This is a genomic window from Lacrimispora sp. (assembly GCF_046972725.1).
Taxonomy (GTDB): Bacteria; Bacillota; Clostridia; order Lachnospirales; family Lachnospiraceae; genus Lacrimispora.
On record NZ_JBKVXF010000005.1, the window covers coordinates 1 to 12,413 of the forward strand.

Genomic DNA, 12,413 nt, shown 5'->3' on the forward strand with positions numbered 1-12,413 from the left:
CAAAACTTTTTCATCGGTTCACGATGTGTTTTGGAAGAAGTTTTTGCCGCCGTTTCCAGCGGCGAGTTATATCATACCAAAGCAGACGACATTTGTCAACACTATTTTACAACTTTTTTAACAAGAGCCAGAACATGTCCGGCCCTTGTTTTACATGTTATTGAGCTACATATAAGATTCTTCCTTCAGACGCAGTAACAGGTGATAAAAGTTCTTCTGTATTTTCTATTGTAAATGTCTCCGTTGTGGAAGCATCTATTGTTCCCTGCTCTGTTTTAGGAACTTCAAACGTTACCTGCTGCGTCTTTGCAGTGCCTGCTGTAGAATCCGTTAGCAAGGCATAGTAATAAATACTGGAATTACCGGCATAACTAAATGCGGCATCATTTGTGAAAGATATATCGAAAAAAGCATCTGACACGCTTGTATTGAAAGCTGCTGCGTTGGTTACTGATATTTCAATTGCCATATTTAAGATCCTTTCTATATTTTATTTACCAGCCCGCTTTAGTGGACCTATTATCAGTATATTCTCTATAGACAAGAGTGTTGCAGTGCCCGTCCCGTATGCTGATACATATATTATAAAAGGAGGGATTCACATGAGTTTCATTGATATTATTTGTAAGAACTCCGGAAGCTTTTCTTCCAATTGTTATAAATACACTGATAATCCATTAATCCTGGGACAAATGGGTCAATGCAGAGAAAACATATATCTGTATTTTGATCTGCCTCCTGAATTTTATATACGAAAGGTTGAAAGCTCCCGTTTAATTCTTTATAAGCTTCCTGTCTGCATCCCCAATAAGGCGTGCAGATTATATTCAAGTAATCTTTATTGCTTATACCCTTTAACAGATTTTTTCAATATATACAGTTACTGTTATTCCGGACCTCAATTCGATTGTAAATATGAAACTTGTTTTGTGGATGATATCCAGTTCAGCTATATGGAAATTGATATTACACCGATCACACAGGTCTGGCACAATGGACAGTTTGAAAACAAAGGATTGATTATTACCAGTTCAGGAAACAGTCTTCCGCTTGTTTTCGCAGGACATAGTTTTAAGATTCTCTCTATGCGCCCAATGCTGCGTGTTACCTACGAAAGCACCGGGCAATTACCATTAATGAACCAGATTCCATGTTCAGTTGAAATTAATCGGCATTTTTGAATTTGAAAATGCTGATTAATTTTCAGCTTACAGTTCTTCTCAAAGGGAATTATACCTGCCTTGTTGCAATCCATACTATCTACCTATTTTGCAAACTGATTATGTAAATTGGTTCAGTAATCTAAGGATTCATTCTTTACCTGGTTGTTTGATTCCAGTGAAATATAAATGCTCTTATAAAAATTGCCTGGCAGGCGGTTGGCAATTCGGAACATGGCTATAGAACTTCCTTTTTATATATGTTTTTATACACAAAAAAGCAGACTTCTAATTAGAAATCTGCTTCCTGCTTTTTGAATGTAGAGCGCGAGACGGGACTCGAACCCGCGACCCCGACCTTGGCAAGGTCGTACTCCACCAACTGAGCCACTCGCGCACAACGGTTTTATGAACTCTGTTCATCTAAACGATGAAAGCATTATAACATATTTATCCGGGAAATGCAAGAGGTCGAACTAATTTTTGTATTTCCCGGCTATGCGTGATACTTAAGTTTCGTCTCGACCAGAAAATCCACTCCCAGCCCGTCGGCTTCCCTGCGGACCTCGGTTTGTTCATGATCAAATAAATCTGCATATTTGGCTACCAGCGGCCGTTCTTTGCTGACCAGCCGGTTTAAATGGTGATTCAGCACCGCATGCAGGCGGTCAGAATCTTTTGCAAGGATTGCATCCATCAAGTCCCTGTGCTGCTTCACTACGCCTTTCTCAATTCCTGCGTCCGCCATGGAAAGCAGCCGTATTCTCCGGTAATGTCCGGAATTAGCTTCTAATATGTCGTTGCAGTAACCTTTATTGGCCCCATCATAAAAGATAGAATGGAAATAAGTATCCTCTGATAAAAATGCCCGGATATCACCGGTTTTTTCCAACGCCTCCTGTCTTTCCAGGGACAGTTCAAGGGCTGTAATGGTCTTTAGATTGCACACTGCCATAAACTCCAGCATCACGTTTTCTTCCACGCAGGTCCTTAAAAACCGTTCATTTCTCACTTTGTCGTAATCGATCTTTGATATCATGGTCCCACGCTGGGGCAGAAATGTGATAAGCCCTTCCTTGGAAAGGCTTATTAGTGCATCACGTACCGGGGTCCTGCCAACCTGATAGGACTCGCTGATGTCCTTAATGCTGAAAATCATTCCAGGGCGCAGCCTTAAATCCAGTATATCCGTCCGCAAAACATCGTAAATAGGTTCTACCTGGCTGTTGTCTGTTTCGCCCATCAATGCCTCCTGCTAAATGCTTAATACTTCCCTGTACATCTTCAGGGCTTCATCTGGACTATAATTATAATACAAAAGTATGTCTAAAGCAAATGGTGAATATGAAAATTTATTAAGATTCTTTGAAAAGTACATACCTCCGATCTCAGATAAGGCCCGTATTGTCGATTGGTTCTTAAAACCAAGGAACTTCCAGAGGACAATTTTCTCATTTCTCGTATATATCCCCGTTTCCTCCTCTTCCAGATAATGAAATATCTCATGGCCCAGAATCAATCGTTGGATCTCTTCTTTTGTTATTAATTCAGAAAGTCCGCCCTGCTCTACTGCCCGTTCAATGGGTTCTGTCATGATCTCAATCCGGTCCGGGGGGATAAAAAGAGCAAATAACACCCGATCTGCTATCTGCCCTCTGTCCGTGAACTCCACCTTAAGCTTTAGTTTTTCTGCTATTTCCCACGGATCCCGGGTTCCGAATCTCTTTACTGCCTGACCGGCCAGTTCCTCTCCGCAGCGGATGGACCGCCGGATCATGGCTTCCTTTTGTTTTGCATCGACTTTATCCCGAAGGATATCCCTGGAGAATGCATACATTCCCCAGGACTGGTCCTTTACTTTAAACAGTTCCTCCGCCATAATCCGCAGCTGTGTCTTTTCCATATCCTTCTCCAAACGTTTTAGCTCTGCTTTCTGTTGGCCGCTACCACAAGAATTTCTTCATCGGCGTCCAGAGCGGATATTTCCAGATCCACAAGCAATTCCAGCTGCTCAAAATCAACGGCTGAAAAGTCCATGACACGGGCACCCATGCAGAGATAGTAATCGGGTCTGATGATTAAGTCGGTCTGGTAGACAGCCATATCTTCCCAAAGCTGCTTGATCGCATTCATGCACTCTGCTGCTGTGGTCTTGATGCACATGCCCCTTCCGCGCTGAACCTTTATAAATCCCTTTTTGTCTATGATACGGATAGCTCCTGCGCCATCGGTACCAGACTGTTCTCCATATATATAGAAATAACTGGAACTTTCCAGAAGTTTTGCATCTTCATCAGCGATTCTCATATCCTCGGCTGCCAGATGACGCGCTTCAGATTCATCGCATTCTTTTAAAAGATCTGCTGTCTTGACTTCCGTAGAACCGGTTGCGATGGCGGTTACTTTAGAGGTCTGGGGATCGATCTCTATATGGATCTCCACAGATTCTGCCGTTGCACCGGATTCAATGGCCTTGTTTAATGCCTCATTCTTAATAGACTTAATGTCTTCTTTTGACGGTGACGGTATGATACGTTCCACCACATCACGGACCATGGAAAGAGCTACCCCGATGGAGGAAATAACTTCGGCATTTTCGGGAATGGAATATTTTACTCCCATTTTCTCACTGAAATAGACGATCAGGGAAGCGGCTCCTCCTCCAACTCCTACTAATGAAATCTGATCCTTTTCCAGCTTATATTTCTCTGCCAGTTCCAAAATCACAGGTTCAATCTTTAAATAAGCTTTCTCCATGATCTGTTTGGCAATATCCTCCGGAGTCGTGCCGCAGTAGTCAGCAAGGGCTTTCATTGCTTTTCTTGCCGATTCCACATTTCCGTAGGAGAAATGTTCTTTCTTTACCAGCCCCAGTACGTTTGCCGCACAGGAATTGGTTATGGTGACGGCAGACCCGTCTTCCAAACGGATCCTGACATAATCAGACGGATCCCCAGGCTTTGGAGAGAAAAATTCTACGGTAGGCCCTTTGATCTTGTCGGTATCGGTAAATACGGAATAATCAAGACCGGCAATATGGGCGGAACGGGGACCGACATCAATAATTCCCTGTTTATTGGCACGGACCATGGAGCCTCCCGCCACACCCAGGACTCTTACATCCAGTGAGGAAATATAGGTAGGATGGCCTCCAACGATGGAATAGTCGATGGCCGGACGTCCGTTTTTAATGACTCCAATATTCGTGGTGGTTCCGCCTACTTCAAAATAAACACCGTTTGATGCCCTTAAATACATGAGAGATCCCATAACAGAAGCAGCCGGACCGGAAAGCATGGTAAGCACCGGGCGCTTTTTCATTTCGGATATCTCCATAACACCGCCGTCTCCTCTCATGATCATCAGAGGCACAAATACTCCGGCTTCTCTTACGGAATTTTCCGTGGAGGTTGCCGTATCCAGCATCTTTGGCAGGATAGAAGCATTGATCGCGGCTGTTCTTGTCCGTCTGGTAAGGCCGTAAAGCTTTGTGATATCAGATGCCATGGTGGTTGGAATATTTTTCTCGCTGGCAGCTTCGTAAACTTCCTTTTCAGGACCTGCGTCATCAACGCCGAATGCCATGGAGGAAACGAGGACCTGCGCCCCTGACTGTATCATGGAGTCAATGGTATTTTGGACCACGGTGCGGTCCATCTTTTTTACATTTAAGAATTCATTGATGATCTTTATTTTCTTCTGGTTTCCCAGATCAATATCTGCAATCTTCGTCTGTCTTTTTGCCAGAAATCCTTCCAGCCCGCCTTTTGCCATACCGATGACACCAACCGTAGCTACATCGCCTTCAATCAGGGCATTGGTTGCCTGTGTGGTCGAGTGGGCAACAAAAACTACATCGTCAGGACTGATTTCGTTCTCTCTTAAGCAATTCTCAAATGACTTTACAACACCTGCTGCAACGCCCCTGGGATCATCATGTGTTGTTTTCACAGAAGATTTCCCAATGATTTCGTGGGTGGCGTTGTCAATTGCAACTGCTTTTGTATGGGTGCCTCCCACATCGATGCCCATTCTTACTGATCTTCCCATTTTAAGAATTCTCCTTTCTGCCTTAGATTCCTTTGAATGATCCCTTTTTATAAATGGAACTGGCGGAGACCGCCAGTTCCGTATATTCTTACATTAAGCCGCCGTAAAGTACAAATACTGCGATACAGCAGATCACACCGATGATCCAGCCGGTAGGTATGGACATCTTCATATAATCCTTTGTGGAAACCTTGGTATATCCAAATCCCCATGCGACCCAGGACTGGGTAATATCCAGATGCTGCGGTGCGATGGTTGTAATCGCAAACAGCGGGAATAAGAATGCCACCGGTGCGCTGGGAATCGCTGCAACTACAACTGCAAGAATGGCGGTTCCTGATCCGACCAGGTTCATGGGGCCTCTGAAAAATCCAAGTGGTGTGAGCACCGCAAACGTAATCACCAGTAAAAGGGCTGTCTGTGGAACAAATCCGCCGAGAATAGCTGTAAAATAAGGAGCTGCATAAGTTGCTGCATTGTTAAACATGGACAGAGTAAGCAAAAATCCAACCATTGGAGCCACATCGATGGAACCATCTGTAAACAGTTTTGCAAACAGTCTGCATATCTCCGAATAGCTTCCCTTCATCTTGCCGGTTGTAATAAGTGCAAAGATGCCGGATAAACAGAATCCAAGAATGATCGGAATTTTGAATGCAACAACGCCGATTACCGGAAGGATAACTGAGATCCAGGAAATAGCCGGAGCATTATCACTTGCGGAGTTTGGAGTAGCTGCCCAGGCATATGATTTCTTTTTATTCATAAAGAAGTTGGATACAATAAGTACTACTACAAGCGCAACGACCATACAGATTACACCGATCTTAAAATAGTCGTTATAGGTATAAGCTTCTGCTGCCGGATTAAATCCTGCATAAATGGTCTGATACTGCTTGAAGTTTACGATGTTGCCGAAGATACCCGCCATAATGGAACCCATAAAGCTGAACAGTGCAACCGGTGCCGGGATACCGAGAGACAGCATGATCGGAAGTACAATCACTGCAATGGAAATTACCGGACCAATCCCTGTCATGGACATAAAGATGATTGCGGTAACTACACACAAAAGTCCCATGGTGATTCTTGGCTTGTCGCCGCCAAGCTCAACCACCTTACGGATCAGAGTTGCTGCGATTCCTGTATCAACCAGTACCCTGCCGAAGAATGCACCAAAGAATACATTAACTAAAATTGATTTTGCATAACCTGCCGGACCATCTGCGTACACATAGGTCAGCACATCGATGAATGACTTGCCCTCCATTGCTGAATTTGGTGAAAATGCATTTCCCACCAGTGCAAGTACGGTCCAGAATGTAGCCATGACCGCAAACCCCACCATAAGATTGAGTCCCTTAACACAGTACCATACCATGCCAAGGAAAGACAGAATCATAATAATACCGATGATTACATTGATGTTCATACGAACCCTCCTTATAATAAAATGTTAATAGGTAACCCGCAGAAGACAGATATGACCCTTCCGACTCCCATGCAGTGGCTTTCGCCTTACTGCTGATACTAATATATTAGTACTAAAATATCAGTCTGTATATGGTGATAATCCCGATTTTTAGGCTTGTTTTTTGTCGAATATAAACAAAATATGTGGTATATACCGAATTTGTTTCTATATTTTTAACACTTATGTTTTTTCAAATTACCTGTATTTCTTTTGATTAATATATCAGTTATCCCATTTCTGCTTTCTATTTATTCTATCCAGATCCAGCAGTTCTAATAATTCTTCCCATATATTTTTTATTCAGCACAAAATGAGAAACCGGCTGCCGCAGAAGCGGTAGTAAGAAGTATATTTTACTTCATTCAAATAAGGAGCCAGAAACCGGCTGATGTTGATCCGCCGGTTTCTGGCTCCTTTTCAAGTAAGAATGTTCTATTATTATTATTTTTGCGGATAAAAGCCGGAAGGAACTTCATTCAGATTAATAAGGATATTCTTCATCTGAGTATAGTGCTCCAGCATTACCTTATGAGTCTCCCGTCCGATTCCTGAGGTCTTATAACCTCCAAACGGTGCTCCCTCAGGGATGCTGTTATAGGTATTGACCCATATACGGCCGGTCTCCACAGCTCTGGCAACTCTTATGGCGCGGTTGATGTCTTTGGTCCAGACAGCACCGCCAAGACCGAATTCACTGTCATTGGCCATCTTAACCACATCTTCTTCGGTCTTGAATTTAATGATACAGGCAACCGGTCCAAAGATTTCTTCCTGGGCCACTCTCATATCATTTGTTACATTTCCAAGCAAAGTTGGTTTCAGGAAAGCACCTTTTTCAAGACCATTCCCTGTCAGCTTTTCTCCGCCGCAGAGAACCGTAGCACCTTCTGATTTGGCGATCTCCACATAGCTTAAGATCTTCTTTAACTGTCCGTTGTTGATCTGGCTACCCATCTGGGTATCTGCATCCAGCGGATCGCCTACCTTCACCTTGTTAAAGCGTTTTACTGCTTCTTCTACAAATTTATCATAGATGCTTTCCTGTACGAAAACTCTGGAACCGGCACAGCATACCTGCCCCTGATTAAAGAGAATTCCCAGCTGAATGCCGTCCATTGCCATCTCCCAATCGCAGTCCTCAAAGAAGATATTAGCCGATTTACCACCCAGCTCGAGGGTTGCAGGAATCAGCTTTTCAGCTGCAGCAAGCGCCACGCTCCTGCCTACTTCCGTAGAACCGGTAAATGCCAGCTTACGGAAACCTTCATGCTCCAGCATATACTGTCCGGACTTGGAGCCGGCACCTGTGATGACATTAAATACGCCGGCCGGAATCACATCCTGAACCAGTCTTGCCAGCTCCAGTACGCTTAACGGAGTTGCGCTTGATGTCTTAAATACGGTACAGCAGCCGCTTGCCAGCACCGGTGCCAGTTTCCAGGAAGCCATTAAAAACGGGAAGTTCCAGGGTACGATCTGGCCAACCACGCCGATGGGGTCCTTTAAGATCAGACTTAAGGTATTTCCGTCAAGGATGTTGGCACTGCCTTCGTCAGCAAGAATACAGCCTGCAAAATAACGGAAATGCTGTGCTGCCAGCGGAATATCCACGTTCATGGTCTCTCTGATGGGCTTTCCGTTATCCATGGATTCCACGGTCGCCAGGTGCTCTCTGTTTTCATCTATAATGTCTGCAATTTTATTTAAGACTGCCGCTCTTTCTTTGACCGGCACGTGCTTCCATGTCTCAAATGCCTTCCAGGCCTCTTTGACCGCTTCGTCAACGTCTTCCCTGGTCGCCTCCGCACAATCTGCAAGAAGTGATCCGTCTGCAGGAGATGTGGTTGGAAATGTCTTGCCGTCGGATGCGTCCTTCCACTGTCCTCCGATAAATAACTGATATTTTTTCTGAAGCTCTATGTTTGCCATAATGAAATCCCCTTTCTGGTTCCAGATATATGTGTTTACAACCCTTTCGGATTGATTTGCTTCTGTAATCTTCATTATATGCAGGGGATCTGTTCTGTCAATTTAGTTATTAATTTCACATCTATTTGACATTAAATTATCTTATTCCGCTTAATCTTTAACAATAGAATTCATCTAATACCAGATGGTTTTTTTTGTTTTTTCTGATTATTTCAGAGTAAAATCCAGATGTATGATGTATGCTTTCTTTTTTGCATACACTAGCTTCATTTCTTTCCGGAGTATCTTTGATCATTGATATTATTTTCACACTATTTTTCCGCTTTTTCTCTTTCATATCTCCATATTTTGATTTTATAGTTGATATTTATATAACAGAATAAGCGGTTTTTTCTTAAAATTTCTTTTTAATTTCAATTGGCTGCCTTTTTACTGAGATTTCTTTATAAAAATTTTCGTTTATTCGTTTTAATTTATCAATTTTTTTGTGATCCGTTAAATTTATGACATATCTTATCCAATGGAACCAATCTGCCAGGGAGAGTATTCATTTCTCCCTACTCCGTTTAATTCGGCTTTTGTTTTTTCTCCTGATGCTACCCGCAGCAGTTTTTCAAAAATGAGCTGCCCCATTTCCTCTACGGTATTTTCCCCGTTTAAAATGCTGCCGCAGTTGATATCCAGGTCCGAAAGCATCTGTTCAAAGACGGAATCCGATGACGCCATCTTAAGCACCGGAGACGGATATGCACCAAAGCAGGAACCGGTTCCTGTGGTATAAGCGATCAAAGTGGCTCCCCCGGCAATCTGTCCGGTGACGGCCACCGCATCATAACCGGGGGTATCCATAAAGACCAGTCCCTTTTCTTTTACGGGCTGGGCATACTGGTAGACCTCCATGAGAGGGGAGGTCCCTGCTTTTTTGATTCCGATCCCCTTATAAGCCTGTTCAGCAATATAGCTGTTCACATCCCAGTATTCTTTTGGAAGATTTTTGTCATACACCAGCAGTTCTTTAAGCTGAATGGCACGGATCCACCAGTTTAAGCGGTTTAAAAGTTTTTCCCGCACTTCATCATTGGCGGAACGTTTTAAAAGCTCATCCTGTACTCCGTACAGTTCCATGGTCTCACTCAATATGACGGCGGCACCGTTTTTCACCAGCAGATCAGCGGCAACTCCAAGGGCCGGATTTGCGGAGCGGCCTAATATGGAATTGGTTCCTCCGCATTTTAAACCGACGATCAGATGTCTGGCAGAAACGGTGGTTCTTTTTACTGCATTTGCCTTTTGAAGCATGCTGTAGACGATGTCAATGCCTTTTTCCACACTGCTGCGGCTTCCGCCTTCGTTACAGACAATCAGCTTTTTTAAAAAAGGGCCTTCGCTTAAGTGTTCGGCTTCAAAAAATCCTTCTGCGCTGTTTCCCCTGGAGTGAAGGGAAACCACCAGCATCCCTCCCATGTTGGGATTATCGATAAACCCTCTCATGGTTCTGCGCAGCAGATCAAGAATCTGTCCCTTCATATCCAGGGCCCCGCCCAGCGTCGTTATGTAAGGAATGACCCCGTCGATATTTTTATATCCTGCCAGCCGGTCGTAGGTAAAATAATCAGCGATCTGCCTGGCAACGGTGGCTGATTCATTTTCCGTAGCAATGACTCCGATATAGTTTCTGGTGCCAACTCCGTGATTGCTTCTTATGATTCCCTGAAAGGAAGCATGATGATTTTGCCGGTTATCCATAACGGCACCTCCGCAGAATGAATTATTTTGAAAGTTCTGCAACCGCACAGTGGAGCAGGGCTTTCATGTAACCGGTGGAGTATGCAAAAGCGGAATCCTTTCCACCGCAGGATTTTACAAATTCAGGTACGTGGTCACAGTGCATGCTTCCGTCATAGCCGCTGGCTACGAACTGTTTCATGACCTGATACATATCCATATATCCATCCTCCAGCAGTGTTTCTTCAAATTTCGGAAGGGTGCTGCTGACATTTCTGAAATGTACCACAAATACTTTTTTGTTTTCCACAAAATATTTAATATCCTTTAAGATATCCCCAAACCGGTCCCCGCCTTCCAGCCAGCAGCCCACACAGAACTTCATGCCAAGGTAAGGACTGTTATCTACCATCTCAAATGCCCGTTTGTAATCTTCTGATGAATGGATGAGATTGCAGACTCCCTCCAGGCTTTCCACCGGCGGATCATTGGGGTGAAGTGCCAGACGGATATCCGCTTCTTCACATACAGGCAGAACCCGGTCCATAAAATACTTGAAATTCGCCCACATTTCTTCTTTCTCATATTCCCGGTCAAAGGTAAGGGGACGGCGGTTCAATTCTTCCATATCCACCAGTCTTCCCACCGCACCTCTCGTATGCTTTCCTACTGCAAATTCAGTGGTGGATACCCGTCCCTGGTCCCAGGTCACATAGCCCACCCGGATTCCGGCTTTCCCCAGGACCCGGTTAAAATCGTTATATTTTCCGATCCACTCATCCCGGTCCGGCCGGCCAAGGTGAATGGAAGGATGCTTATACATGTTGACGTTTCCGGCATCATTTACCGTTAAGTCATATTTGGCACACCGCTCCATAAATCTCATGACAAAGTCATAATTGCTGTGTTCATCCTTAAACATTACAAATACGTTATTCAGTCCCATCTGCTTGGCAAAAAGAAGCTGTTCATCCGTATAATCGGACACAATCGGAATCTGTACTTTTATGGTATTTTTATTCATAGGAACCTCCTGGTCTTGGTTTTAGTTTTCGTATAAGAAGCAGGCGACTTCATGCCTGTTTCCAGCTTCTTTTAGTTTTGGAACTTCATTTTTGCAGCGGTCCATGGCCTGGCTGCAGCGGTCATGGAAGGGACAGCCTCTGGGCCGGTTTACGATGCTTGGCACCTCTCCCTGAATGGGAACCCGCTCTCTTGCTGATTCCACCTCTGGATCTGCCACCGGCACCGCCGACAGCAGTGCCTTTGTGTACGGATGAAGGGTATGATTGTATAAATCTTCACAATCAGCAATTTCTACCACCCTCCCCAGATACATCACTAAGATCCGGTCACTGATGTGCTTTACCACCGCCAGATCGTGAGCAATAAACAAATAGCTGATGCCAAGCTTTGCCTGGAGCTCCTCCAAAAGATTGATGATCTGAGCCTGAATGGATACGTCCAGGGCAGAAATCGGTTCGTCGCAGATAATGATATCCGGCTCCGAGGACAGGGCTCTGGCAATGCCGATGCGCTGTCTCTGCCCTCCGGAAAACTCGTGAGGGACTCTGTCCTTTAATGCAGGATCCAGACCAACGATCCGGAACAGCTCATCGACCCGCTCTTCGTACCTTTCCGCCTCCCTGTACTTTTTGGATAGCTTTAAAGATTCTCCTACAATGGAACCTGCCGTCTGTCTGGGATCAAGGGAAGAAAAAGGATCCTGAAAGATCATGGCGATCCTTGGGCGGTAAGGCTTTAGCTGCCTGTCATTGAAGGAAGCGATATCCGTTCCGTCAAAAAGGATTTTCCCCTCCTCCGGTTTATAGACCCGCATGATACACCTTGCCATGGTGGTTTTTCCGCAGCCGGATTCTCCCACGATGCCCAGGGTCTCTCCCTTTCTCAAGTGGAAGGTTATGTCTTCAATGGCCTTTACTTCCCCTATTTTTTTCCTCATGACTCCTTTGTATATGGGAAAATATTTTCTTACATTCTCAATTTCCAGACAGTTCTTCTGGCTGAGATTCCGTACCGGTGCCGCCTTCTTTGGCTTTTTACGGATCTCCTCT

10 protein-coding genes and 1 tRNA gene are annotated in these 12,413 nt (G+C 44.4%); 1 reads left to right on the top strand and 10 read right to left on the bottom strand.

Annotated features, from left to right (window positions below; translation table 11 throughout):
• Window positions 1-157: 157 nt before the first annotated feature.
• A complete protein-coding gene (locus ACLTWA_RS15625) occupies window positions 158-469 on the bottom strand; it encodes a hypothetical protein (RefSeq protein WP_412328830.1) in 312 nt (103 codons plus the stop codon).
• Between the two features lie 460 nt (window positions 470-929).
• Between ACLTWA_RS15625 and ACLTWA_RS15630 the strand changes: the two genes are divergently transcribed.
• Window positions 930-1,181 carry a hypothetical protein gene (locus tag ACLTWA_RS15630; protein WP_412328831.1) on the top strand — a complete coding sequence of 84 codons (252 nt, stop codon included), beginning with the start codon at window positions 930-932 and terminating at the stop codon, window positions 1,179-1,181.
• Window positions 1,182-1,484: 303 nt separating this feature from the next.
• On the opposite strand, the gene ACLTWA_RS15635 is transcribed toward ACLTWA_RS15630, so the two are convergent.
• The 9 genes from ACLTWA_RS15635 to ACLTWA_RS15675 all read right to left on the bottom strand — a co-directional run bounded on the left by ACLTWA_RS15635 (window position 1,485) and on the right by ACLTWA_RS15675 (window position 12,406).
• Window positions 1,485-1,557, bottom strand: a tRNA-Gly gene (locus tag ACLTWA_RS15635).
• A gap of 99 nt (window positions 1,558-1,656) precedes the next feature.
• Entirely contained in the window at window positions 1,657-2,403 is a 747-nt protein-coding gene (locus ACLTWA_RS15640; protein WP_412328832.1) for a GntR family transcriptional regulator, read from the bottom strand.
• A 12-nt stretch (window positions 2,404-2,415) separates the two neighbouring features.
• Window positions 2,416-3,063: a hypothetical protein gene (locus ACLTWA_RS15645; RefSeq protein ID WP_412328833.1), complete on the bottom strand. Its 648-nt coding sequence runs from the start codon at window positions 3,061-3,063 to the stop codon at window positions 2,416-2,418.
• Between the two features lie 17 nt (window positions 3,064-3,080).
• The gene (locus ACLTWA_RS15650; RefSeq protein WP_412328834.1) at window positions 3,081-5,210 is read right to left on the bottom strand and encodes a hydantoinase/oxoprolinase family protein; all 2,130 of its coding nucleotides are present in this window, start codon (window positions 5,208-5,210) and stop codon (window positions 3,081-3,083) included.
• Between the two features lie 88 nt (window positions 5,211-5,298).
• Entirely contained in the window at window positions 5,299-6,642 is a 1,344-nt protein-coding gene (locus tag ACLTWA_RS15655) for a citrate transporter (protein ID WP_412328835.1), read from the bottom strand.
• 483 nt (window positions 6,643-7,125) lie between these two features.
• Entirely contained in the window at window positions 7,126-8,613 is a 1,488-nt protein-coding gene (locus ACLTWA_RS15660) for an aldehyde dehydrogenase family protein (protein ID WP_412328836.1), read from the bottom strand.
• A 513-nt stretch (window positions 8,614-9,126) separates the two neighbouring features.
• Complete coding sequence (locus ACLTWA_RS15665) at window positions 9,127-10,359, bottom strand: UxaA family hydrolase (RefSeq protein ID WP_412328837.1); 1,233 nt, start codon at window positions 10,357-10,359, stop codon at window positions 9,127-9,129.
• A 22-nt stretch (window positions 10,360-10,381) separates the two neighbouring features.
• Window positions 10,382-11,362 (bottom strand): mannonate dehydratase, encoded by a 981-nt coding sequence (locus tag ACLTWA_RS15670; protein WP_412328838.1) that lies wholly within the window; start codon window positions 11,360-11,362, stop codon window positions 10,382-10,384.
• A gap of 21 nt (window positions 11,363-11,383) precedes the next feature.
• Window positions 11,384-12,406, bottom strand: coding sequence for an ABC transporter ATP-binding protein (locus ACLTWA_RS15675; RefSeq protein WP_412329099.1), 1,023 nt, complete (start codon window positions 12,404-12,406; stop codon window positions 11,384-11,386).
• Window positions 12,407-12,413 lie beyond the last annotated feature (7 nt).

What these genes read in the sequence shown, in the direction of transcription:
- ACLTWA_RS15660 (WP_412328836.1), bottom strand. Translation starts at nt 8,613, where the DNA reads ATGGCAAACATAGAGCTTCAGAAAAAATATCAGTTATTTATCGGAGGA.
- ACLTWA_RS15655 (WP_412328835.1), bottom strand. Translation starts at nt 6,642, where the DNA reads ATGAACATCAATGTAATCATCGGTATTATTATGATTCTGTCTTTCCTT.
- ACLTWA_RS15670 (WP_412328838.1), bottom strand. Translation starts at nt 11,362, where the DNA reads ATGAATAAAAATACCATAAAAGTACAGATTCCGATTGTGTCCGATTAT.
- ACLTWA_RS15640 (WP_412328832.1), bottom strand. Translation starts at nt 2,403, where the DNA reads ATGGGCGAAACAGACAACAGCCAGGTAGAACCTATTTACGATGTTTTG.
- ACLTWA_RS15665 (WP_412328837.1), bottom strand. Translation starts at nt 10,359, where the DNA reads ATGGATAACCGGCAAAATCATCATGCTTCCTTTCAGGGAATCATAAGA.
- ACLTWA_RS15645 (WP_412328833.1), bottom strand. Translation starts at nt 3,063, where the DNA reads ATGGAAAAGACACAGCTGCGGATTATGGCGGAGGAACTGTTTAAAGTA.
- ACLTWA_RS15650 (WP_412328834.1), bottom strand. Translation starts at nt 5,210, where the DNA reads ATGGGAAGATCAGTAAGAATGGGCATCGATGTGGGAGGCACCCATACA.
- ACLTWA_RS15625 (WP_412328830.1), bottom strand. Translation starts at nt 469, where the DNA reads ATGGCAATTGAAATATCAGTAACCAACGCAGCAGCTTTCAATACAAGC.